The sequence below is a fragment of the Streptomyces sp. NPDC040589 genome (assembly GCF_055594445.1).
The window spans coordinates 1,099,578-1,122,287 of record NZ_JBVIWP010000001.1; the positions used below are offsets into that span (position 1 = coordinate 1,099,578).

The following is a 22,710-nucleotide window of genomic DNA, read 5'->3' on the forward strand; positions in this document are numbered from 1 at the left end:
TCGTCCGGGCCTTGCCGCTCCGAGGCGCCCCCTGACGACGAGGAGCCCCTCCCATGACCGTTCCCACCACCGTTCCCACCACCACCGACGTGACCGGCGCCCGTACCCTCGAGGCCGCCGAGGTGATCACCGGCGCGCGTGAGCGGATCGACGCGCTCGACGACCGGATCATCGGCCTGATCCAGGAACGGGTGGCCGTGTCGGCCGTCATCCAGGAGGCGCGGATCACCTCCGGAGGCCGGCGCGTGAACCTCTCCCGCGAGATGGAGGTGCTCGGCCACTACAGGGACGCGCTGGGCAAGCCGGGTACGGCCCTGGCGATGACCCTGCTGGAGCTGTGCCGGGGCAAGATCTGAATCCGCGTTCCCGGGACAGACGTACGCACCCCTCTCACCCGTACGGCGCGTGACCGGCCCCGGGACGCCTCGTTGGTCTCGTTGTCCGTGCCAGCCAGGGGCGGGCCCGAAAGAACCACGCGTGGCTCACTGGAGCGATGAGACGTACGGATCGTGCCGTACGTCGTGGGACCTCGCTCCAGGGAAGTGACCGGACGGCAGGGGACAGCAGCCCGGTCACCCAAGAGAACGGACGGCTCCGGGGACGCCCGGGGCCGCCCGGCGGACATCCCCCGCCGACACCCGCATTTGCCCGACTGCCAGAAGGTCGAGACCAGCGGCGCAACCCCCCGGCGCCGCTTCCAGGCACCGGCGCAGCCCTGACGTCGGTGCTGACGAGAGGAAGGGCCCCGCGGCTCCATCCCGCGGGGCCCTTCGCTCATGCTTTCGCGCCCGCTCATGCTCTTTCGCGCCTGCTCAGGTGCGGGTCACCGTCCCGCAGGCGTGGCCGTCGTCGAGGCTCCTGCTGCGGTCGTACGGATCCGTCGTCGGGCCGGTGGGGTCGGGGCCCTTCTCCCCGCTCGACGGGAACTCCGGGTGCAGGTAGCCGTCGTTGACGTCGCAGGTGGAGTTGCCGATCTCCTCGTCGTACTTCCGGACGGTCAGCCGGCCCGGGGTGACCCGGTAGCGGGCGGGATCGGCGAGTTCGACGTCGAGGACCCTGCGCACAATCGTTCGGGTGACCTCGGTCGATCCGTCGGCCCGCGTGACGGGGTAGACGAAGGTGTAGTCGGCGCGCACCGCGACCCCGGCGTGCGAGCCCTTCTCGAACGTCATGCGCCCGCGCGTCTTGATCACGTCGCCGGCCGACCGTATCTCGTCGGGGTCGAAACGGCTGAACATCGTCACCGGGTCGTGCGTGCCGCTCGGGGCGCGCAGGGCGGTGTTCAGGTCGTCGAGGAGTCCCGGCTGCTTGGGGTCGAGCAGGGAGAGCGCGGCCTCGGGACGCTCGCCGCGTACCGTCTCCGGGTCGAGGTTGGCGGCGACCAGCAGCTTCTTCGTCAGCTTCAGCGCCTGTTCCACGCGGTCCTTCGAGACCGGGCCGACGGCCTTCGCCTCGGGCAGGACGATGCCGGCCTCGCCGTCTGCCCAGTGCAGCGCCGGAGAGCCGGCGAAGGGCTCGTCCAGGGTGGGGGTCTTGGGGTCCGACGCCCCGGGTGCGGCGGTGGGCGCCGCCGTCTCGGCGGGCAGGGGCGAGGCCTCGGCTGCCTCGGGCTCACCCGTACCAAGAGGGTCACCGGGCAGCAGCGACGGCTTCAGGGCCACCAGGGCGACGGCGACGGCGACCGCCACACCGAGAACGGTCCACAGCGTGCGGCGGCGGCCCGCCCGGCGGTTCGTCTCCGGCGCTACGGGGCCGGTACGCCACCCCGGGGGCGACTCGCCCCGCTCCTCCTGCCGGCGCAACCGCTCGGTCACCATGCGCGCCCGCGCGGACGGCTCCTTCGGTGCGGAGCCGCGGATGTCCCGTTCGGTGTCGCGGGTGAACTGTTCCCAGACGTCGTCAGGGATCTCGGAGGCCGACGGATGATCGTCGGACGGCTTGTCAGACACGAGCGACAGTTCTAGGCGCTCGGCAAGTGCCTTCACAAGAAGGCCATGGACGTGACTCAGGACACATAAAAATTCTGTGAATGCCAGCGCAACCATTCACAGGTTTCACGGATCAAACCTGCAGAACCACGGGCACTCCCGCGCCCCACACGCGGAGGCCTCCCCCAACGTTCGTGCCGCACCCTGCGGTACGCCGGACTCTCCGAGGTCTTCATGAAGCTTCGCCGCGCCATGGCAGCAGCGGCCGCTACGGCGGTCATAGCCCCGGTGGCACTGCTCGCGGCACCGGCCGCGTACGCGACCGACGAAACGACGCCCACGCCGAGCGCCTCCGCGAGCGAGTCGGCGCCCGAGAGCAACAGCCCCTCGCCGTCGGCGACCGAGTCCAAGCCCGCCGAGACGACGCCGACTCCGAGCGCGTCCGTGAGCGAGTCCGCTCCGGAGACGACGCCCACGCCGAGCGCCTCCGCGAGCGAGTCCTCCCCGGCGCCCACCGCGTCCGAGCCCGAGGAGTCGGAGTCCCCCGACCCCGAACCCTCGGTCTGCAAGGACACCAAGGTCGACGTCGGCATCAGCGGTCTGCCCGGCAAGATCTCGGCGGGCAGCGGCTGGCACAAGTTCTCGCTGAACGTGCGCAACAACTCCGACTCCACGCTGAACGACCTCGACTTCTTCGCCGGCGCCTCCGCCGACAAGAACGGCGAGGACCTGTTCTCCAGCAAGCAGGTCCAGCTCCAGGCCTGGGACCCCGAGGACAAGATCTGGGTCGACCTCAACGAGGGCGGCCTCGCGGTCGGCTACGTCGGTTACACCGACGAGCTGAAGCCCGACTACGAGGTCAACATCCCGCTGCGCCTCAACGTCAAGCCGTCCGCCCCGGTCGGCGCCGGCTTCTCGCTCGGCGCGACGATCTACGGCGACAACGACGCCGAGTGCACCGGCTTCGGCCAGATCTCCTACAAGTTCCAGATCGTCTCCGCCGGTACAGACACCGGTGGCACCAAGCCGCAGGAAGGCGGCAAGGCGCCCGTCACCGACAAGAAGCCGGCCGGCACCACGCCGGAGGTCACCGGCAGCCTCGCCGAGACCGGCTCCAGCTCCGCCCTGCCGATGATCAGCCTCGTCGGCGGTGCCGCGGTCGTCGCCGGTGCCGGTGCGATCTTCGTGGTGCGTCGCCGCAAGGCCGGCGCGGAGGCGTAACACGCCAGAGCTTTACGCAAGACGGAAGAGGGACCTGCGCTCGGAGGGGGGCGCAGGTCCCTCTTCTGTGTACCGGCTTCGGTTACTTCTCCGGCGGCACCGCAGGCATGCCCAGGAACGGCAGCCGCAGCGCGCCGAACGCGTCCGCCGGGACCGCCGGGGACTTGGGCTCGACCGGCTGGAGACGTTGGTAGGCCGCGCCCTGCCGCGGCCTGAGGTCGGGCTCGCCCTTGTTGGGCCAGTACGACATCGCCCGCTCGGCCTGGGCGGTGATGGTGAGGGACGGGTTGACGCCCAGGTTGGCGGAGACCGCGGCGCCGTCGACCACCGAGATGCCGGAGTGGCCGTAGAGGCGGTGGTACGGGTCGATCACGCCGGTCTCGCGGGAGGCGCCGATGGGGCAGCCGCCCAGGAAGTGGGCGGTGAGCGGGGTGCCCATCAGTTCGCCGACGTTGGAGCCCGCGAAGCCGTTGATCTCGGCGGCCAGGGCCGAGGCGCTCTCCGTGGCGGCCTTGATCTGCTTGGGGTTGGGGGCTCCGTGGCCCTGGCGTGCGGTGAGCAGTCCGCGGCCGGCACCCGACGGTTTGAGATACGTCGTCAGGGAGTTGTCCAGCGACTGCATCACCAGGCCGATGATGGTCCGCTCCGACCAGCGCCGGTTGGACAGGGAACGCAGCACCAGCAGGGGGTGTTTCGCCGCGTGGGCGAGGAAGCCCAGGACCCGCGAGGTGCCCGAGGCGCCGCGGGCGTAGGGGACCTGGAGGATGGACAGGCCGCCCATCGAGTTGGAGCCCTTGCCGTAGCGGACCGGCTCGATGTGGGTGTTCTCGTCCGGGTGGATCGAGGACGTGATGGCCACGCCCCGGGTGAAGTCGGCCTTGCGGGCGCCGTGGGCCTTGCGGTAGCGCCGGTCGTCGGTCTGGGCGCCGACCAGGGCCTCGGAGTTGGTACGGGTCAGCTCGCCCAGCTTGTCTGAGATGTACGGCAGTTGGCCGCCCGCCTTCATGCGGTGCAGCAGGGTCTGGGTGCCGTAGGTGCCGGCGGCGAGGACGACCCGGCGGGCCGTGTAGGTGCGGCCCTTCGCCTTGCGGCGGTCGTCGGTGGGGAGCGTGGCGACGGCGTACCCGCCGCGCGAGTCGTCGGTGACCGAGACGACCGTCGTCAGGGGGTGGACGACCGCGCCGGCCTTCTCGGCCAGGTGCAGATAGTTCTCGTTGAGGGTGTTCTTCGCGCCGTGGCGGCAGCCGGTCATGCACTCGCCGCACTCCGCGCAGGCCCTGCGGGCCGGGCCCGCCCCGCCGAAGTACGGGTCGGGCACCTCCTGGCCCGGCTTCGCCTTCGCCGTGCCGTCGGCGTCCTCGCCGTCGCCGAAGAAGACGCCGACCGGGGCGAGATGGAAGGAGTCGCCGCAGCCCATGCGCTCCGCTGCGGCCTTCAGGTGGACGTCGGACGGGGTCATGGTCGGGTTGAGTCGCACGCCCAGCATGCGCCGGGCCTGGTCGTAGAACGGCTTCAGCTCGTCCTGCCAGTCCGTGATGTCCCGCCACTGCGGGTCCTCGAAGAACGGCTTCGGCGGTACGTAGAGGGTGTTGGCGTAGTTGAGGGAACCGCCGCCGACACCCGCGCCGGCCAGGACCATGACGTTGCCCAGCAGGTGGATGCGCTGGATGCCGTACATGCCGAGTTTCGGCGCCCAGAGGTAGTTCTTGAGGTCCCAGGAGTTCTTGGGGAGAGTTTCGCGGGTGAAGCGGCGGCCTGCTTCCAGGACGCCGACCTTGTAGCCCTTTTCGGTGAGGCGCAGGGCGGTCACGGAGCCGCCGAAGCCGGAGCCTACGACGATGACGTCGTAGTCATGAACGTCCTGAGGCACGTGTTCTCCTCGTTGAGTTTCGCGTGCGGGCCGTCAGCGGTTGATAGCGCAGTTCCCCGCGCCCCTGAAAAGAAAGGTCGGCTACCGGAACCGGAATGCCTTCATCAGGCGGAGGCTCCTGCTCATGAACTGGGCGTACTTCTCGTCGTCCATGCCCAGGGAGGGGGCCATCGGGAGAACCCTCTGGTGGGCGACCGTCTGGGCCTCGGTGTACTTGAGGATGCCCTCGGAGCCGTGGCGGCGACCCAGGCCGGAGTCCTTCATGCCGCCCATGGGCGACTGGACGCTGCCGTACGCGGGGGCGTAGCCCTCGTTGATGTTGACCGTGCCGGTGCGCAGCCGGGCGGCGACCTCCTGGCCGCGTCGGCCGTTCTTCGTCCAGACCGAGGAGTTCAGGCCGTACGCCGTGGCGTTGGCGCGCTCGATGACCTCGTCCTCGTCCTTGAAGCGGTAGACCGAGACGACCGGGCCGAAGGTCTCCTCGGCGCAGACGGACATCTCCGTTTCAACCCCGTCGAGGATCGTGGGCTCGAAGAAGTACGGGCCGATGTCCGGGCGGGCCGTCCCGCCGGCGAGGACCTTCGCGCCCTTGGCAACCGCCTCCTCCACGTGCCGTGTGACGGTCTCCAGCTGGCGTTCGCCGACCAGGGAGCCCATGTCGGCGCCGTACGCCAGCGAGGTGCCGAGGCGCATCGCCCTCGTACGGGCGGCGAAGCGGTCCAGGAAGGCGTCCGCGATCGACTCGTGGACGTAGAGCCGCTCGATGGAGATGCAGAGCTGGCCGGCGGAGGAGAAGCAGGCGCGGACGGCGCCGGCCGCGGCCTTCTCGATGTCGGCGTCCTCCAGCACCAGCATGGCGTTCTTGCCGCCGAGTTCGAGGGAGACGCCGACCAGCCGGGCGGCGGCGCCCTGGGCGACCTCGCGGCCGGTGCGGGTGGAGCCGGTGAAGGAGACGTAGTCGGCGTGCCGGACGACCTCGGGGCCGACGACCGGGCCGTCGCCGAGGACGACCTGGAAGACGTCGGCGGGCAGGCCGGCCTCGATGAGCAGGTCACGGGCCCACAGGGCGGTGAGGCAGGTCTCCGTGTCCGGCTTCATCACGACCGCGTTGCCCGCCACGAAGGCCGGGATCGCGTCGCCGACCGACAGTTCAAGCGGGTAGTTCCAGGGGGCGATCTGGCCGATCACACCGCGCGGGTGGCGCAGTTCGGTGACCTTGGTGAGGGTCGGCATGGCACCGGCGTGCCGCTTGGGCCGGAGGTAGGCGGGGGCCTTGCGGCCGTAGTGCCGGGCGGCGACCGCGACGGCCTGGACCTCCTCGTGGGCGTGCAGCCGGGCCTTGCCGGTCTCCAGCTGGATCAGGTCGAGCACCTCGGCCTGGCGCTCCAGCACCAGGTCGTGGAAGCGGAGCAGGACGGCGGCGCGCTGCCGCAGGGGGGTCCGCGCCCACACGGCCTGGGCGGTGCGGGCCAGTTCGAAGGCCTCCGCCACGTCCTCGGGCGTCGACTCGGGGAGGTCGGCCAGCTTCTCCCCGGTGAACGGCGTGTGGTTGGCGGTGCGACCGGAACCGGCCACGCCCTTGGTGAGCTGGGCGACCAGCTCTGGGGTGACCACGTCGGCGGCGGTGCGGGCGCCCTCCGGGGCGGGGGCGAGGGGGTTCGTGCCGGTCTGTGCCGTGCCGGTCTTCTCCGGGGCGTGCGCGTCCGTCATGAGCCGCAGGGTATGCCCCGGCGAAGGCTTTGGGTACCCGTCGGTAATACGGCTTCACCGAGTACACACACGATGCCAGTGGCTGCTGGCAACAAACGCCCTGATCAGGGCGTTGTGCGGTGACAGTCGGTGTAATTCAGCCTTTTACGATCCCGTGGCGAGCCCGAGCCGGTCCCGGGCTCCCTGGAACACCGCGGTGCCTTCCTCCTCCTCCGGCGTGCCCCTGGGCATGTCGACGCGCAGTTCGTACATGCGGTCGTCGCCGGTGCGGATCAGCACGCGCGTGACCCGCCTGGGGCCCTCGTCCGCCTGGTAGGTGGTGTCGGCGAGGGCGGCCTCGTGGCCCTGGACGCCGGTGCGGGTGTAGCGGGTGTCCCCTGGGACGACGGGTTCCTTCCGGGCCTGGTCCATCGGGGAGCCCGGGGCCCGGTCCCAGAGGAGGAGGCGGACCTGGACGGTGCCGCCCCGTTCGTCGCCGTAGAGCACGGTACGGGGCTGGTCGGTCGCGCTGCCGGTCCGGTCGAGTTCGCGGTAGTGGCGCGGGAGATGGAGGACGGCCGCCAGGTCCGGATCGTGGTGCGGGGTCCAGGTGTCCGCCGTGTCGGCGGTCTGTTCGGCGCTCTCAGCGGTGCCGGCGCCATCGAGGTGGGTGACTGCGCCTATCCCGCCGGCGAGCAGTGCGCTGAGGAGGGCGAGGGGGGCGGGGCGGAGGAGGCTCTGGCGCTTCGGGGGTACGTCGTGCCGCTCCGCGAGGCCGGCCTCCGGCGGTTCGGCGGTCTCCTCGGGCCTCGGCGTGTCCTGCGTGAACTCCCGTATGGACTCGGCCTCCTGAGGTTCTCCGGCCGCTGTCGGTCCCGCCACCGCTTCCAGTTCCTTCGCGACCTCTTCGGCGTCCGGCCGCCGGTCGGGGTCGTGCGCCAGCAGCCGGACGATCAGCGGCCCGAGCGGTCCGGCCCGCTCCGGTTCGGGCGGCTCGGCGGCGCGGATCGCGGCGAGTGTGGCCTCCGGCGTGGTCCGGCGGAACGGCGACGAGCCCTCCACGGCGGTGTACAGCAGGACGCCCAGGGACCACAGGTCGGATGCGGGCCCGGCGATACGGCCGGACATCCGCTCGGGGGCGACGAACTCCGGCGAGCCGGCGAACTCCCCGCCGCCCGTGAGGGACTCCTCGCCCTGGACATGGGCCATGCCGAAGTCGGTGAGGACGACGCGCCGGCCGGGGCCGAGCAGCACATTGGCGGGCTTCACGTCCCGGTGCACGATGCCGACGGAGTGCGCGGCGCGCAGGGCGCCGAGGACGGCGAGGCCGATCCGGGCCGCTTCGCGCGCGTCGAGGGGTCCGCGCCGGAGCGTCTCGTGCAGGGACTCGCCCTGGACCGACTCCATGACGATCCAGGGGAGTCCGTCGAGCGCCTCGGCCGCGTCCAGCTCGTCGGGGCCCGAAGGGCGCGGGCCCTCGTCCGGCCGCTCCGGCTCGACGACCACGTCGTGGATGGTGACGGCGGCGGGATGGTCGACGCGGGCGGCGGCCCGGGCCTCCCGGTGGAGCCGGTGGGCCGCCCGCCGGTGACTCTCGTCCTCCGGGGTGCCCGGCAACCGGGGCTGTCTGACGGCGACTTCACGCTGTACGAGCTCGTCGCGGGCCCGCCAGACGGTGCCCGTCCCGCCGAAGCCGATGCGCTCGATCAGCCGGTAGCGCCCACCGATCAGCCGGCCCTGGGCTCCCGTCCCGCCCCCGTCGTTGCTCATACCCCATCAGTACCGTGCGGGGCGGGCGATTGTCGACGCGGGTCATTTCCGGGGGTGTTGGAGGAGCGCGGGTTCAGGTCCCGTCGATGTCCAGGTTGGCGATCGCCGTGCTCGCCACCTCACGTCCGCGCTCGGTGAAGTCGCCCTCGCCCGGATAGCTGACGGTGAGCTTGTACATGTCGCCGCCGGCAGTCCTGTAGTAGAACATCCGGAGTTCGCGGGGGCGGGGGTTCTCGCTGTCGTCGGTGTCGTAGACGACGGTGTTCTCGGCGGCCTTCTTGTCTCTGTAGGTGGTCACCCTGGGGTTCGTCTTCGGGTTCTCCGGCATGTCCAGGTCGTAACTGCCGCTCTCCTTGAACCCGCTGTCGTCGTCGTACATCTCGGCGGCCGCGGAGCCCGCGATGGTGCTGCCGGTGTCCTCCGCCTTCTTGTCGAGGGTCAGGCCGATCCAGACGCTGCCGCTCCAGTCGGTGTACGTGACCCAGTGCCCCTGGTCCCGCTCCCGGTCGGGCACGGTCCGCTGGTAGCCGCCGGGAACCGCCAGCGACACGGCGAGGCCCTTCTCCTGCTTGGTCTGCCAGCCGTCGGGCAAGGGCCCGGCGAACGGGTCCGCGATGACCAGGTACGCCGTCACCGCCGCCGCCACGAGCGCCGCGCCGAGGCCGGTCCACGCCCGGCGGCCGAGCCGGATGCCCCGGCTTCCGGTGCCCTGGCCCGTGACCTGCACGGCCTGGGTGGGCTGAGCGGCGGGCGGGTTCGCGGCCGCCTCCAGCCGGGCCCGCACCTGTGCGGCGTTCGGGCGGCGGGCCGGGTCCTTGTGCAGCAGGCCCGTGATGACCTCGGCGAGCGGGCCCGGGGCGGAGGCGGGCGGCGCGGGCGTGGCGTTGAGGACGGACTGGAGCGTGGCGGGGGTGTTGCTGCGGCGGAACGGCGAGACGCCCTCCGTCGCCGCGTACAGCACCACGCCCAGGGACCACAGGTCGCTGGCCGGGCCGGGGCGCTGGCCCAGCACCCGCTCCGGAGCGATGTACTCGGGCGAGCCGACGAAGCCGCCGGTGTCGGTCAGGTTGGTCTCGCCCTCGATCTGGGCGATGCCGAAGTCCGTGAGGACGACCCGGTCGTACCGGCCGAGCAGCACGTTGTCCGGTTTCACATCGCGGTGCAGTATGCCCGCCGCGTGCGCGGCCTCCAGCGCGCCGAGCACCTCCAGGCCGATCCGGGCCGCCTCGCGCGCGGACAGGGTGCCCTCCTGGAGCGCGTCGCCCAGCGACCGTCCCCGCACCAGCTCCATCACGATCCACGGCTGGTCGTCCACGACCGCCACGTCGTGGACGTCGACCACCGCCGGGTGGTCGAGCCGGGCCGCGGCACGCGCCTCACGACGCATGCGCTCGAAGGCGTTGGCACGTTCGCGCTCGGGAAGATGATCCGGGACGCGGGGCTCCTTGACGGCGACTTCCCGGTCCACCGTCTCGTCCTCGGCCCGCCACACCGTACCCATGCCGCCGTGCCCGAGCTTGGCGATCAGCCGGTAACGCCCGGCGATGAGGCGCCCGGTACCGGGATCCTCGGCCGCCTCCGTCGCCGCCGGTGCCGCGGCCTCCGACCGGGGCGGCACGACCTGGGTGGGCGTCGCGTAGGGGTTGCCCGGTACCGGTGCCGGTGGGCTGGGCGGTTGCAGAACAAAACTTGTCGGCTCATCGGCCCCGGATCGGGATCCCCCGCTGCTGCTCATGAGGTCATCCATATCGCGCCAAGCGCTTACGTATCCACCAAGGCCGCGAACCGGTCACAGACCCGTGACCCTGGCCGGGGCTTATCTCCCGTTTGTGCCGGTAGGGGAGCTGACAGGAGTGGTCGTGGGGACGGGGGCGCTCGGGGAGGAGGGCCGGGTCGTGGGCGTCCCGGGGGCCGAACTCGTCGGCGTCGGGCCGCCTCCCGGCTCGCCGCCCTCGTCCATGAGCAGCGCCGCCGCGGACACCCCCGCCCCCGCCATCGCGGCGACCAGCAGCGCGGCCACGAGCACCCTCCGGGTGGGCTGCCGCATCAGCTGTTCGGCGAGCCGGCCCGGGGCGGGCATGCCCGCCGGCGGCGTGAACGGCTGCCGGTCCGCGGTGTCCCGAGATGCTCCGCGCGACCGGCCGCGCGCCGCGCCCCGGACCGTCGGCGCGTAGCCGGGCGGCGGCGCCTCCGGTGTCCGGCCCGTGTCGCGAAAGGCCCGCAGCATCCGCTCCGCCCGGTCCGCGTCCAGCCGCCGGTCCGGATCGCGTTCGAGCAGGCCCTGTACGACGGGCAGGAGCGGCCCGGCCTGCGCGGGTGGCCGGATCTCGGCGGCGACGACCGCGTGCAGGATGCCGCCCAACGAGTCGCGGCGGAACGGCGACTCGCCGCTGAGGGCCGCGCACAGCAGCGCGCCCAGAGACCACAGGTCGGACTCGGGCCCGGTCCTGGCTCCGGACATCCGCTCGGGCGCGGTGTACTCGGGCGAGCCGACGAAGGAGTTGTTCTCGGTGAGGGTGGGGGTTCCGGCGACCTGGGCGATGCCGAAGTCGGTCAGGAGGACGCGGTCGGTGCCGGTCTCCAGCAGCACGTTGTCCGGCTTGAGGTCGCGGTGCAGCACACCGGCCGCGTGCGCGGCGCTCAGCGCGCCGAGCAGGGCGATGCCGATGCGGGCCGCTTCGGAGGCGTCGACCGGGCCATCGTGGGCGAGCCGGTCGGCGAGCGAGCCGCCCTCGATCAGCTCCATGACGATGTACGGGCGTTCGTCGTCCTCGACGACGTCATGGACGACGATGATGTGCGGATGGCTCAGCTGGGCGACGGCCCGGGCCTCGCGCAGCGTACGGTCCCGCTGTCTGCGTGCCTCCGCCGCGGAGAGCGTCTCGTCGTAGGGGAGTTCCTTGACGGCCACGCCCCGGCCGAGCAGCTGGTCGGTCGCCCGCCACACCACGCCCATGCCACCGCGCCCGAGTCTCTCCTCGAACCGGTAGCGGCCCGCGATGACACGCGTGTTGTGCCCCTCGGTCCCCATGCGGCAATCATGCCCCACCGGACGGAACGGCTCCGGGGCCGCGGCCGCGGGTGGCCGAAACAGACGGCCCGCGTCAGAGGGGCTCCACGTCACGAGGCCCTTGCGTCAGGAGGTCTTCTCCTGCCAGCCCTGGAGCAGCGAGGTGAACTGCTTGCGCGCCTTCGCCCAGTCCTCCACCGGCGACGACATGTAGAGCGCGTACTCGGTGCCGTCGCGGGCGACGTACGTCTCCTCGATGGCGCGTCGCGGGCCGGGGAACGGGGTGTCCTTCGCGCGCGCGGTCCAGGTGTACTCCCACAGGGCGCCGCCCCGGTCACGGTAGACGTTGCGCTCCAGCGTGATCCGCCTGTAGTCGACCAGATCCTTGATCTGCTGCTCCAGGTCGAGCTGGTGCGCGTACGGGTCGGCGAAGTCCGGGGAGGTGTCGATGGCGATGCGCACGAAGTGCCGTCCGCCGTCGGGCGTGTAGTCGATCTGCTTGAGCTCGCCCTGCGGACCGAAGGGCTTGCGCTTCCAGCCCTTGGGCAGGGAGAGGCTGAAACCCGCGGGGTCGTCGTGGCGGACCCAGCTGTCGGGAACCGATCCCCCGGGCTGCCGCGTGCTCGTGGGACTCGCCGATCCGGAGGCGCCGCCCGGCGTCTGCCGGCCCTCGTTCCACTGCTGCAGCACCACGGCGGTGCCCCCGCCGATGATGGCCGCGAGCGCGACGACGAGGGCGAGCGTACGCAGCCGGCGGCGCCGGCCCGAACCGGTCTGCTGCGGCCCGGACCCCTGCGGACCCGTCGCCGTCGGACCGGTGGTGGTGGGTCCGGTCGTCGGATGGCCGGCGACGGGGGTCCCGGACGCCGGCGTCCCGGAGGCCGGGGCACCGGTGGCGAGGGTGCCGGCCAGCGGCGGAAGCGGCGTCCGGGTGTGAGACCCCGAGCCGGTGCCGGACGGGCCCGCGCCCATGCCCTGGCCGGTCGTGCCCAGCGTGCCCATGCCGCTGTGGACGTCCCGGTACGGCGTCCCCCCGTACTGCGTCGGGACGTACGCCTGTGCCCCGCTCGGCCGACGCCCCTCCGCCGCCTCGGCGAGCATCTGCTCGGCCTGGGAGGCGTCGGGCCGGGTGGCCGGGTCCTTGCGCAGCAGGGCGTTGATGACGGGCGCGAGCGGACCGGCGTGCTGCGGCTGGGCGGCCTCTTCCTCGACCACCGCCTGCATGGTGGTCAGCGGGGTGGTGCGGCGGAACGGCGACCGGCCCTCCACCGCCGTGTAGAGCGTCGCGGCGAGCGCCCACAGATCGGAGGACGGGCCCGGGTCGTGGCCGCGCACCCGCTCGGGCGCCAGGTAGTCGACCGAGCCGACGACCTCTCCGGTCCGCGTGATGGTCGTGTCGCCCTCGATCTGGGCGATGCCGAAGTCGGTGAGCAGGACGCGTCCGTCCCGGCCGAGGAGGACGTTGCCCGGCTTGACGTCGCGGTGCAGGACACCGGCGGTGTGCGCGGCGCGCAGGGCCCGCAGCACCCAGAGGCCGACGCGTGCCGCCTCGCGCGGCTCGACGCGCCCCTCCTCCTTGACCGCGTCGGCCAGCGAGCGGCCCTCGACCAGCTCCATCACGATCCACGGGCGGCCGTCGTGCTCCAGCACGTCGTGCACCGTGACGACCGCCGAGTGGTTGATCCGGGCGGCGGCCCGCGCCTCCGCCCGGGTGCGCGCCAGGAGGATGGCCTGCTCGCTCTCGGAGACGTAGAGGGCCGCCGTCAACTCCTTGATGGCGACGGATCGGTGCAGCACCTCGTCATGGGCGCGCCACACCCGGCCCATGCCGCCGCTGCCGATGGAGTCGGCGAGCCGGTAGCGGCCCGCGACGAGCTGGCCCTGCATCTGATTCACGTTGCCCCGCAATGGTCTTGACAGGGTCAGCGTAAGGACCCGCCCTTCCCCAGGGAACAAGCGGGGTAGCACGGTGACCGCACTGTGACGGTTGTCGCCTGCCGGGACGAGAGGCAACCAGAGGTTGAACTACCGGGTACAGGCGGCGCGCCGAGCGCTCAGCCCGTCGCCTTGTAGGTCGCCGCCGCCTGCTCGTACAGCCGCGTCACCTCGTCCCGCTCGGCCTCCGGCCCGCGCACCTGGACCACGTGGTACCGCCCGCCGACCAGCATCGCGAGGTTGCGCACATACAGCTCGCCCCCGTCGCCGCCGGTCCAGGTGAACTGCCCCTCGGCCATGGTCCGCCCGCCCACCTCGATCGTCTTCAGCCCGGTGGAGGTGGCCCAGCTGGAGTCGCGGTACGGCTGCAACTCGCGCTCCTTCTCCCGCTGGTAGGCCATCGGATCGCTGCCGAACTCGGAGGCGCTGTCCCGGCCCGGTACGACGATGAGCTCGAAGTCGCCCTTCGCGTAGACGACCTGGCCGCTGCCGTTGCGCGGGGTGTGCCCCCAGCCCTTGGCGACGGCGACCTGGAACCCCGCCGCGTCCTTGCGCAGGGTGAAGCCGTCGGCGGCACCGGGGCCCGCGGTCTGTGTCTCGGCGGAACCGGCCGACGTCGACGGGCTCTTCTCCGGCTCGGGCGACGTCTGGTCGGGCCGGGGCTCGCTGCTGGCGTCGGGCTCGGGTGCCTGGCTGACCTCACCGGCGGAACCGGTGCGGTCCGTGCCTTCTGCGCCGTCGGTCTTCGACTTGGGCATGAAGAGCATGGCGTAGGCGATCGCGGCGGCCATCACGAGCAGGACCAGCAGAAGCAGGGTGCGGCCGAGACGGTTCGGCGACCGGGACTCGCGCTTGGCCCGCTTGTGCCGCCCGTGGTGTGCGGGCAGTCCGGCCTTGCGCCTGCGCACGAGCTCGCCCCGGCGGCGTACGACGGGCAGCCGGCTCGCGTCGGCGGGCGGCGCCGCGACGACGTGCACCCCGGCCTCCGGCTCGGGCGCCGAGCGTACGAGCGAGCGCAGCCAGCCGCGCAGCTCCTCGAAGTCGAGGCGCTCGGTGGGGTCCTGACGCAGCAGCGACTCCACCACCGGCCGGAGCGGCCCGCACTCCTCGGCGTAGGCGGGCGGTTCGGCGCACACCATCTGCACCAGCTCGGCCGTCGACTCCTCCGGGTAGGGCGCATGCCCCTGTACGGCCCTGAAGAGCAGCGCGCCGAGCGCCCACAGGTCGGTCGCGGGACCGATCGGGGCGGCCAACTGCCAGTTCTCGTGCACGGGTCCGGCCTGCTCGGGCGCCCAGCGCTCCGTCACCGGCCCGACCACGGCCATCCGCGCCTGCCGCGCCCGCTCGGCGGCCAGGGCCGTGGCCGGGCCGCGCCGGGGTGCGGGGGTGTCGGCGACCAGTTCGTCCCACCGGGCGGGCGAGCCCTGGGCGGAGGGGTCCGGGGCCGGCGGGAGAGCCGCCTGTTCCTGCCCCTGCGGCAGGGGCACGCCGCCGGTTCCGCCCCGGGGGGTGGCGCCGTGCCAGGCGGTCGTCCGGGGGGCGCCGCCGACTCCGTAGGGGTCGGCTATCCGACCCGGCGGGGCCGCACCGGGTGCCGTGCCCTGCCCGGGGATGTACGGCGACTGCGCCGAGCCGTTGCTGTGGGGCACGGGCCCGCCGTCCGGGGCGGACCGGGCACCGGGCAGTGCGGCCCGCCCGCCCTCCTGCGCCTCCTGGACCCGTGCGGCGGCCCGGGCACCCGCCCGGTAGGCCGCGATCGCCCCGGCTCGCGCGACCCGTGGGTCACCGCTGTCGTCCCCACTCCTGCGGGCCGGCACGGCCGGGTCCCGGCCCGCCGTGTCACTCCCGGCCGCGGGCAGTCCCCTGGACTCCCGCGCCTCTATGGCGGCTCGCCGCGCGGCCTCGGGATCGGCCCCGCCACCGAGGCCGGCCGGGGCGCCGCCACCCGGACCTCGGACGGCACCACCGCCGCCCTCGTGGCCCGGTCCCTGCTCAAACTCCTCGGAGGCCGGCACCGGGTCGTACCCGCACAGCGCCTCCTCCGCGGCGCCCACCGCGAGACCGGTCAGCATCACCCGGCCGTCGTCGCAGACGAGCACCGTCCGCGCGGTGACATTGCGGTGCACCCAGCCGTGGGCGTGCAGCACCCGCAGCGCCATGAGGACGTCGGAGGCGACCTCGGCGGCCCGGTACGGCGTCAGCGGCTTCTCGGCGAGCAGCGCCGCCAGCGGACGCGCGGACACCAGCTCGCTGACGATCCACAGCGAACCGCCCTCGGCGAACACGTCGAATACCTGGTCGAGCCGCGGATGGTCGGGAATGGCCGCGGCGGCCTGCGCGGCGTCGACCGCGCGCCGTACCACCGGGTCCGCGGGCCGCCGGGGGCCCGGACGCGTGCCGGACCGTCGCGCGCCACCGTCACGCGCGGTGAAGCCGTCGGGCAGTCCCTCCGCGTCGAGGACCTCGGCCTCGACCACCTCCGGCAACGGCACCTGCCTGACCAGGACTTCCTGTCCGCTGTAGGTGTCGAAGGCCCGGGTCTCGGTGAGTTCGTACTCGTCGGACGGCGGCAGCGGCAGGCGGTAGCGGTCGGCGAGTACCCGGCCCGCATAGTCGTCCACGTTGCCTCCCCCGTCAGCCCGGTCGGTCACATCCGTTCGCCCCACGGTCCGTTCCGGCTGCGCACGGACCGCAAATATTTACGATACGTGCCGCAGGCAACCCGCAATGTGGGGATGCCAGATCTGCCTCCCCAAACCCGGGGACCCTCATGCTCAGGACTTGGGTTCGAAGGTCTTGGTCAGCGTCGCCCAGGTGTCCTTGCGTGAGTCGCCGTCCCAGTCGGCCGCCTTCGCCGTGTACATCAGCGCGTAGCCCTGGGAGTCGTCGACGACGAACCCGCGGTCGATGGTCCGGTACTCGGTGCCGCTCTCCCGGTAGGTGAACTCCCAGTCGGCCGTGTTCCAGCCGCGGTAGTCCACCTTCTCTATGCGGATCTTCTTGTACTCCGCGCGCTGCATGTAGCGCTCCTGGCTCTTCCAGTCCGCCACCGGGTCGCCCTTGGGCGTGGACGTCCAGGCGATGAGCAGCTTCTGCCCGTCGGGCCCGGTGAACCGGTCGCCGGCGGAGCCCGTGGACTGGAACTTCCACCCCTTCGGCAGGCCTATCGAGTACCCCTGGTTCCCCTTGTGAGTCGACTCCGCAGCGGTGCCCTTTCCGGCGGACCCGCCCGCACCGCCGCCGGCGGATCCGCTCGCCCCGCCGCTCGGTTCGGCCTTCGAGGAGGGCCCCGACGGCGCGGGCTGCGTCGCCGTGTTGTCGGTGCGCGTGCCGTCCTTCTCGTCGCCCTTGGTGTCGGCGCTGCCCGACGCGGTGGCGACGGTCTTGCCGCCGCTCTCGCCCGCCCCGTTCGAGCCCTTGTCGTCCCCGCTGAACGCGATGGTGAGCACCGTGCCGAGCACGGCGAGCACCACGACCACGGCGATGATCACCAGGGTCCGCCGCGACACCACGTCGGTGAGCGGCGCCCGGGGCACCTGCCGGGGCGGCAGGTCCGGCGGCGGCATGACGGGCCACCCCGAACTCCGCCCCTCGGAGGTCGCCTTCGCGTCCTGCGCGCCCCGCTCACCGGACCCGGAGGCCGCCGCCCCCGAGTCCTGCTTCGGACCCGACTGCGACACGGCCGCGCCCGCGCCCCCGGCGGCCGCCTCGTCCTTCTGTCCGGAGGCGGCCTTGGCGTCCTCGGTCTCGGTACGGGTCGCTGCCGACGCCGCGGCCGGTCCGGCCGCGGCCTTGCGCACGGAGCGCAGCGCCCCGCGCAGCCGCTCCCCGGCCTCCTCGCCCCGCTTGCCCGCGGCACCCGAGGGACTGCCCTTGCGCGACGCCTTGTCCGGCTGCGCCGGCAGCGGCACGACCTTCGTCGCGTCCATCGGCTCCGGCTCGGTCGTCTCCGGCGCGTGGATGACGGAGTTCAGCATCGCCCGGGCGCCCGCGTCGTCGAGCCGCTTGGCGGGGTCCTTGGTGAGCAGCCCGTGGATGACGTCCGTCAGCGGGCCCGCGTTCTTCGGCTCCTCCAGCGGCTCGGTCATCACCGCGGTGAGAGTCGCTATGGCCGACCCCTTGTCGTACGGCGGCGCTCCCTCCACCGACGCGTACAGCAGCCCGCCGAGCGACCACAGGTCGGCGGCCGGGCCCGGCTTGTGCCCGCGCGCCCGCTCCGGGGAGATGTAGGAGGGCGCGCCGACGAGCATGCCGGTCGAGGTGATGGACGGGTCGCCCTCGACCTGGGCGATGCCGAAGTCGGTGAGCACGACCCGGCCGTCCTCGGAGATCAGCACGTTCGACGGCTTCACGTCGCGGTGCAGGATGCCCTCACGGTGCGCGGACCGCAGCACGTCGAGGACGGCCAGCCCGACCTCGGCGGCCCGCTTCGGCTCGAGGAGGCCGTCCTCCCGGATGACCTCGGCGAGCGACTTGCCCTCGACGAGCTCCATCACGATCCAGGGCCGGTCGTCCTCCTGGACCACGTCGAAGACGGTCACGGCGCTGTTGTTGCGGATCCGCGCGATCGCCTTGGCCTCGCGCAGCGTCCGCGTGATCAGCCGCCGCTTCTCCTCCTGGTCGATGTTCGTCGGGAACCGCAGCTCCTTGACGGCGACCGTCCGCCCCAGCGTCTCGTCCTCGGCACGCCACACGGTGCCCATGCCGCCGCGGCCGAGCACCTCGCCCAGCCGGTACCGCCCGGCCAGGAGACGCTCCCTGTTGTCCTGACGAGTGTCCTGACGAGATGTGCCCGCCGCCCGCTCCGCCTCCGACATGCGTCCCCTCATACAACCCGCCCTGACAGAGCCTCCATTGTCTCTCACCCGACAAGTGCCCCGTGCCCAGGGGGCCCCTGGGCACGGGGCGCCGGGCCCGTCCACCCGGAACCCGGGTGTGCCGCGCCCCTCGCCGCCTTGCATGATGGGCCCTGACGAGGGAGGAGCCCGCATGCCGCCGTTTCGGACATTGCTGGCCCTGCCGGTGTCCGTCGCCCTCCTCGGTCTGCCCCCGGCCGACTCCTCGGCCCTCTCGGCCCCGCCCACGGACGCGGTGCTGCCGCTGCTCGTGACCCGGGGCAAGGCTCCCGCCGCGGCCCTGCTGGCCCGGGAAGGGCGCACCACCCGCTATGCCCAGGCAGGTCCCGGAATCGCCCGGTCGGACCATTTCCGCGCCGGCAGCATCACGAAGACGTTCATCGCGACGGTCGTGCTGCAACTGGCCGCCGAGCACCGGCTGTCGCTGTCCGACACCGTGGAGCGGCACCTGCCCGGCCTGGTGCGGGGAGCGGGCAACGACGGCCGCGCGCTGACCCTGCGCTCCCTGCTCACCCACACCAGCGGCCTGTACGACTTCACCGCGGACACCGGCGGAACGGCACCCGTCACACCCCGTCAGGCCGTACGCATCGCACTCACCCACCCTCCGGCCACTCGCGGCCGCTTCTCCTACTCGAACACCAACTACGTCCTGCTCGGTCTGGTCATCCAGCAGGTCACCGGCGACTCGTACGCCGCCGAGGCCGAGCGCCGCATCATCACTCCCCTGCGCCTGACGGGCACCTCCTTCCCCGGCTCCCGCCCCTCGCTGCCCTCTCCGCACGGCCGCGCCTACGCCGCCGACGGAACCGACGTCACCGATCTCGACCCGCGGGTGGCCGGCGCCGCGGGCGAGCTGGTGACCACGCTCGCCGATCTGGACCGCTTCTACGCGGCCCTGCTCGGCGGGCGGCTGCTGCCCCCGCACTGGCTGCGCGAGATGCTCGACACCCGTGCCGCACACGGCGCGTACGGCATGGGGCTGTTCCCCGAGAAACTTCCGTGCGGCACCACGGTGTGGGGGCACAACGGGCACATATCCGGCAGCTACGTGCGCACCGCAGCCACCGTCGACGGCCGGCGTGCCCTCACCCTCCGCGTGAACACGGACGCGATCGCGGATCCCGACCTCGAACCCGCGGTGCTCGCGGCCGAGTTCTGCCCCCGCACCTCGTAGAACGACCGGGCCCCGAACGGAGATCCCCGCTCGTGACACTCGTTCGAGTGAGATGCCTACCGGGGCCTACCGGGGCACGATGTCCGGCGCCCCCAGCCGCGCCGCGTCCGCCGTGAGGTCGTCGGGCTGCCGCTGCGACTCCCGCTCGGCCTCCACCCGCTTCTGGTAGTGCTCGATCTCGCGCTCGATCTGGTCCTTGTCCCAGCCGAGCACGGGCGCCATCAGGCCGGCGGCGTCGCGCGCGCTGCGGCTGCCCCGGTCGAAGGTCTCGATCGAGATGCGCGTCCGCCGGGTCAGCACGTCGTCCAGATGCCGCGCCCCCTCGTGCGAGGCCGCGTAGACGATCTCGGCACGCAGATAGTCGTCGGCCGCCGCCAGGGGCTCGCCCAGCGACGGGTCCTCGGCGATGAGCTCCAGAAGCTCCTCGGTCATCGCCCCGTACCGGTTCAGCAGGTGCTCCACCCGCACCACGTGCAGTCCGGTCCGGGCGGCGATCCGCGCCCGCGCGTTCCACAGCGCCCGGTAGCCCTCGGCGCCCACCAGCGGCACGTCCTCGGTGACGCACTCGGCGACGCGCATGTCGAGCCCGTGCACCGCCGCGTCCACCGCGTCCTTGGCCATGACCCGGTACGTCGTGTACTTGCCGCCCGCCACGACGACGAGCCCGGGCACCGGGTGCGCCACGGTGTGCTCGCGCGACAGCTTGCTGGTGGCGTCCGACTCGCCCGCGAGCAGCGGCCGCAGCCCCGCGTACACGCCCTGGACGTCGTCCCTGGTGAGGGGCACCGCGAGCACCGAGTTCACATGTTCCAGCAGGTAGTCGATGTCCGCGCTGGACGCGGCCGGGTGCGCCTTGTCGAGGTCCCAGTCGGTGTCCGTGGTCCCGACGATCCAGTGCCTGCCCCACGGGATGACGAACAGCACGGACTTCTCCGTGCGCAGGATCAGCCCGGTCGTGGAGTGGATCCGGTCGCGCGGCACGACCAGGTGAATGCCCTTGGAGGCCCGGACGTGGAACTGGCCGCGCTCCCCGACCATGGCCTGGGTGTCGTCCGTCCACACGCCGGTCGCGTTGACGACCTGCTTGGCGCGGATCTCGTACTCCCCGCCCCCCTCAAGATCCTGCACCCTGGCGCCGACGACCCGCTCGCCCTCGCGCAGGAAGCCCGTCACCCGCGCGCGGTTGGCGGCCTTGGCGCCGTACGCCACCGCCGTGCGCACCAGGTTCGTCACATAGCGGGCGTCGTCCATCTGGGCGTCGTAGTACTGGAGCGCCCCGACCAGCGCGTCCTTCTTCAAGCAGGGCGCCACGCGCAGGGCGTGAGAGCGGGTCAGGTGGCGGTGCATCGGCAGGCCCCGGCCATGGCCGCGCGCCATGGACATGGCGTCGTACATCGCGACGCCCGACCCGGCGTAGAGCCGCTCCCAGCCCTTGTGCTGCAGCGGGTACAGGAACGGCACGGGCTTCACCAGATGCGGGGCGAGCCGCTCCAGCAGCAGGCCGCGCTCCTTCAGCGCCTCCCGGACGAGCGTGAAGTCGAGCATCTCCAGATAGCGCAGGCCGCCGTGGATCAGTTTGCTGGACCGGCTGGAGGTGCCCGAGGCCCAGTCGCGGGCCTCGACCAGGCCCGTGGCGAGGCCCCGGGTAACGGCGTCGAGGGCGGTGCCCGCTCCGACCACGCCCGCGCCCACGACCAGCACGTCCAGCTCTCGCTCGGCCATGGATGCAAGTGACTCGGCTCGCTGCGCCGGCCCGAGTGTCGCTGTCCTCACGCTGCCTCCCGCTCATCGGTCGCGCCGGCCGCACCCGTCGGGTGAGGCCCCGTCCGTATCCCCCATGCCCAAATTCTGACCGGGTTGCCTGACTTCAGCCACCACGGGCCCTCAGCCTGTGGACAACCCGCACGGAACACTCACCGAAACTCGGCCGGGCAATCCCACATATCGGTCATATTTACTCCTAGTCTGACATTGCGCTCGCCCGTCCTGTCCACAGGGCTTGCGCACCTGTCCCACTTCGGCTACTGGGAAGGACGGCCACGCCGTGCCCGCAGATCTCGCCGTCATCGGACTCGGCCCTTACGGCCTGCCCCTGGCTCAGGCCGCCGTCGCCGCCGGCGTCCCCACCATCGGCTACCGGACCGGACCCGAGACCGGTTCCCTCAGCCCCGCCGAACTGCGCCGGATGCTCTCGAAGGGCTTCCGGCCGACCACGAACGCCGCCGAGCTCGGCAGGGTGCGCACCGCGGTGATCTGCGCACCGACCCCGCCGGGCACGGACGGCCGGCTCGACCTGAGCCAGGTGGAGACGGCCGCCCGCACCCTGGCCGCCCACCTGCGCCCGCACACCACGGTGATCCTGGAGTCACCTGTGTATCCCGGGGCGACAGAGGAATTCCTGCGCCCCCTCCTCGAAGAGGGCTCGGGCCTGCGGGCGGGCCGCGACTTCCACCTCGCCCACTCCCCCAGCCGCGTCGACCCCGGCAACCGCGACTTCACGCCCGCCGGCACCCCGAAGGTCATCGGCGGCCTCACCCCGGCCTGCACCGAGTCGGCCGCCGCCTTCTACGGACGGCTCACGGACAAGGTGGTACGCGCGCGTGGACTGCGCGAAGCGGAGACCGTGCAGCTGCTGGAGACCAACTACCGGCACGTCAACATCGCCCTCGTCAACGAGATGGCCGCGCTCTGCCACGACATGGGCATCGACCTGTGGGACGTGATCCGCTGCGCGGAGACCAAGCCGTACGGCTTCCAGGCCTTCCGCCCCGGCCCGGGCGTCGGCGGCCACACCCTCCCCCAGGACCTGACCGCCCACGGCGGCCGCAGCCTGCGCATGGTGGAACTGGCCCAGAAGGTCAACAGCCGGATGCCCCGCTACGTCGTCCAGCGCGGCGCCCAGCTCCTCAACGAGCACGGCAAGTCCGCGCGCGGCGCACGCGTACTGCTCCTGGGCGTCACCTACGAGCCCGACCTCGCCGACCTGCAGGGCACCCCCGCCCAGGAGATCGCCCTGCGTCTGATGGATCTGGGCGCGTCGGTCAGCTACCACGACCCGCACGTCCCCGACTGGAGCGTGCTCGACCGCCCCGTCCCCCGGGCGGACTCGCTCTACGAAGCGGCCGCCGACGCGGATCTGACCATCCTGCTCCAGCAGCACCGCACGTACGACCTCCAGGGCCTGTCGGTGAAGGCGCAGCTGCTCCTGGACACACGAGGGGCGGCACCCGCGGGTGCCGCCCACCGTCTGTGAC

Annotated in this window: 14 protein-coding genes; 4 read left to right on the plus strand and 10 right to left on the minus strand. The window is 72.6% G+C overall.

Annotated features, from left to right (window positions below):
• Positions 1-53 precede the first annotated feature (53 nt).
• Positions 54-356 carry a chorismate mutase gene (locus ACZ58V_RS04985; RefSeq protein ID WP_471288411.1) on the plus strand — a complete coding sequence of 101 codons (303 nt, stop codon included), beginning with the start codon at positions 54-56 and terminating at the stop codon, positions 354-356.
• A gap of 456 nt (positions 357-812) precedes the next feature.
• On the opposite strand, the gene ACZ58V_RS04990 is transcribed toward ACZ58V_RS04985, so the two are convergent.
• A complete protein-coding gene (locus tag ACZ58V_RS04990) occupies positions 813-1,949 on the minus strand; it encodes a hypothetical protein (RefSeq protein WP_468187137.1) in 1,137 nt (378 codons plus the stop codon).
• Between the two features lie 213 nt (positions 1,950-2,162).
• Here ACZ58V_RS04990 and ACZ58V_RS04995 point away from each other — a divergent pair, with 213 nt between their 5' ends.
• Complete coding sequence (locus tag ACZ58V_RS04995) at positions 2,163-3,149, plus strand: LAETG motif-containing sortase-dependent surface protein (RefSeq protein WP_468187135.1); 987 nt, start codon at positions 2,163-2,165, stop codon at positions 3,147-3,149.
• Positions 3,150-3,231: 82 nt separating this feature from the next.
• Here the strand turns inward: ACZ58V_RS04995 and ACZ58V_RS05000 are convergent, their stop codons facing one another.
• The 8 genes from ACZ58V_RS05000 to ACZ58V_RS05035 all read right to left on the minus strand — a co-directional run bounded on the left by ACZ58V_RS05000 (position 3,232) and on the right by ACZ58V_RS05035 (position 18,240).
• Positions 3,232-5,019, minus strand: coding sequence for a GMC family oxidoreductase N-terminal domain-containing protein (locus ACZ58V_RS05000; RefSeq protein ID WP_468187133.1), 1,788 nt, complete (start codon positions 5,017-5,019; stop codon positions 3,232-3,234).
• An 81-nt stretch (positions 5,020-5,100) separates the two neighbouring features.
• Positions 5,101-6,729: a succinic semialdehyde dehydrogenase gene (locus ACZ58V_RS05005; RefSeq protein ID WP_468187130.1), complete on the minus strand. Its 1,629-nt coding sequence runs from the start codon at positions 6,727-6,729 to the stop codon at positions 5,101-5,103.
• A gap of 144 nt (positions 6,730-6,873) precedes the next feature.
• Positions 6,874-8,478, minus strand: a complete 1,605-nt coding sequence (locus ACZ58V_RS05010) for a serine/threonine-protein kinase (protein WP_471288414.1) — start codon at positions 8,476-8,478, stop codon at positions 6,874-6,876.
• Between the two features lie 73 nt (positions 8,479-8,551).
• A complete protein-coding gene (locus tag ACZ58V_RS05015) occupies positions 8,552-10,213 on the minus strand; it encodes a serine/threonine-protein kinase (RefSeq protein ID WP_471288415.1) in 1,662 nt (553 codons plus the stop codon).
• 81 nt (positions 10,214-10,294) lie between these two features.
• Complete coding sequence (locus ACZ58V_RS05020; protein ID WP_468187121.1) at positions 10,295-11,509, minus strand: serine/threonine-protein kinase; 1,215 nt, start codon at positions 11,507-11,509, stop codon at positions 10,295-10,297.
• Positions 11,510-11,614: 105 nt separating this feature from the next.
• Positions 11,615-13,375 (minus strand): serine/threonine-protein kinase, encoded by a 1,761-nt coding sequence (locus ACZ58V_RS05025; protein WP_468187118.1) that lies wholly within the window; start codon positions 13,373-13,375, stop codon positions 11,615-11,617.
• A gap of 167 nt (positions 13,376-13,542) precedes the next feature.
• Positions 13,543-16,044 carry a protein kinase gene (locus tag ACZ58V_RS05030; protein ID WP_471288417.1) on the minus strand — a complete coding sequence of 834 codons (2,502 nt, stop codon included), beginning with the start codon at positions 16,042-16,044 and terminating at the stop codon, positions 13,543-13,545.
• 153 nt (positions 16,045-16,197) lie between these two features.
• Positions 16,198-18,240 (minus strand): serine/threonine-protein kinase, encoded by a 2,043-nt coding sequence (locus tag ACZ58V_RS05035; protein WP_471288420.1) that lies wholly within the window; start codon positions 18,238-18,240, stop codon positions 16,198-16,200.
• Between the two features lie 172 nt (positions 18,241-18,412).
• Here ACZ58V_RS05035 and ACZ58V_RS05040 point away from each other — a divergent pair, with 172 nt between their 5' ends.
• The gene (locus tag ACZ58V_RS05040; protein WP_471288422.1) at positions 18,413-19,456 is read left to right on the plus strand and encodes a serine hydrolase domain-containing protein; all 1,044 of its coding nucleotides are present in this window, start codon (positions 18,413-18,415) and stop codon (positions 19,454-19,456) included.
• A 66-nt stretch (positions 19,457-19,522) separates the two neighbouring features.
• On the opposite strand, the gene ACZ58V_RS05045 is transcribed toward ACZ58V_RS05040, so the two are convergent.
• The gene (locus ACZ58V_RS05045) at positions 19,523-21,229 is read right to left on the minus strand and encodes a glycerol-3-phosphate dehydrogenase/oxidase (protein WP_471288424.1); all 1,707 of its coding nucleotides are present in this window, start codon (positions 21,227-21,229) and stop codon (positions 19,523-19,525) included.
• Between the two features lie 271 nt (positions 21,230-21,500).
• On the opposite strand from ACZ58V_RS05045, the gene ACZ58V_RS05050 reads away from it, so the two are divergent.
• The gene (locus ACZ58V_RS05050) at positions 21,501-22,709 is read left to right on the plus strand and encodes a nucleotide sugar dehydrogenase (protein ID WP_471288425.1); all 1,209 of its coding nucleotides are present in this window, start codon (positions 21,501-21,503) and stop codon (positions 22,707-22,709) included.
• The last annotated feature ends 1 nt before the right edge of the window (position 22,710 follow it).

Coding starts and splice junctions, on each gene's coding strand:
- ACZ58V_RS05010 (WP_471288414.1), bottom strand. CDS start 8,478: ATGAGCAACGACGGGGGCGGGACGGGAGCCCAGGGCCGGCTGATCGGT.
- ACZ58V_RS05015 (WP_471288415.1), bottom strand. CDS start 10,213: ATGAGCAGCAGCGGGGGATCCCGATCCGGGGCCGATGAGCCGACAAGT.
- ACZ58V_RS04995 (WP_468187135.1), top strand. CDS start 2,163: ATGAAGCTTCGCCGCGCCATGGCAGCAGCGGCCGCTACGGCGGTCATA.
- ACZ58V_RS05020 (WP_468187121.1), bottom strand. CDS start 11,509: ATGGGGACCGAGGGGCACAACACGCGTGTCATCGCGGGCCGCTACCGG.
- ACZ58V_RS05035 (WP_471288420.1), bottom strand. CDS start 18,240: ATGTCGGAGGCGGAGCGGGCGGCGGGCACATCTCGTCAGGACACTCGT.
- ACZ58V_RS05040 (WP_471288422.1), top strand. CDS start 18,413: ATGCCGCCGTTTCGGACATTGCTGGCCCTGCCGGTGTCCGTCGCCCTC.
- ACZ58V_RS04985 (WP_471288411.1), top strand. CDS start 54: ATGACCGTTCCCACCACCGTTCCCACCACCACCGACGTGACCGGCGCC.
- ACZ58V_RS05025 (WP_468187118.1), bottom strand. CDS start 13,375: ATGCAGGGCCAGCTCGTCGCGGGCCGCTACCGGCTCGCCGACTCCATC.
- ACZ58V_RS05005 (WP_468187130.1), bottom strand. CDS start 6,729: ATGACGGACGCGCACGCCCCGGAGAAGACCGGCACGGCACAGACCGGC.